The organism is Acinetobacter sp. COS3, from assembly GCF_000475335.1.
Taxonomy (GTDB): Bacteria; Pseudomonadota; Gammaproteobacteria; order Pseudomonadales; family Moraxellaceae; genus Acinetobacter; species Acinetobacter venetianus.
This window is the reverse complement of record NZ_AXCD01000075.1, coordinates 1-362: the sequence shown is the minus strand read 5'-3', so window position 1 is coordinate 362 and position 362 is coordinate 1. Positions and strand designations below refer to the sequence as shown.

The 362-nt window shown below is 48.9% G+C and carries 1 protein-coding gene; it reads left to right on the top strand.

The genetic code is table 11. The annotated features are described in order from the left end of the window. Window position 1: 1 nt before the first annotated feature. A partial coding sequence (locus IO68_RS31995; RefSeq protein WP_052012680.1) for an Ig-like domain-containing protein occupies window positions 2-362 on the top strand: 361 nt, incomplete at its 3' end.

Here is a 362-nt window from a genome sequence, read left to right as displayed (position 1 = left end):
AATTACAGGTACAGCAGAACCGGGCTCAACGGTGACAGTAACCTTCCCAGATGGCAGTACAGCAGAGGTTGTGGCTGACCCAACCACAGGCGAATGGAGTGTACCAAACCCAGGTGGCTTGGTGGATGGTGATACCGTTACAGCAACAGCGACAGATCCAGCAGGTAATGAATCAGCACCAGGGACAGGCATTGTATCAGCAGATATCACCGCACCGATTGTGACGATTGATGATGTACTGACTAATGATAGTACTCCGCCATTAACAGGCACTGTGAATGATTCATTAGCAACCGTGACTGTAAATGTAAATGGAGTGGATTACCTAGCGACTAACAATGGTGATGGCACGTGGACATTGG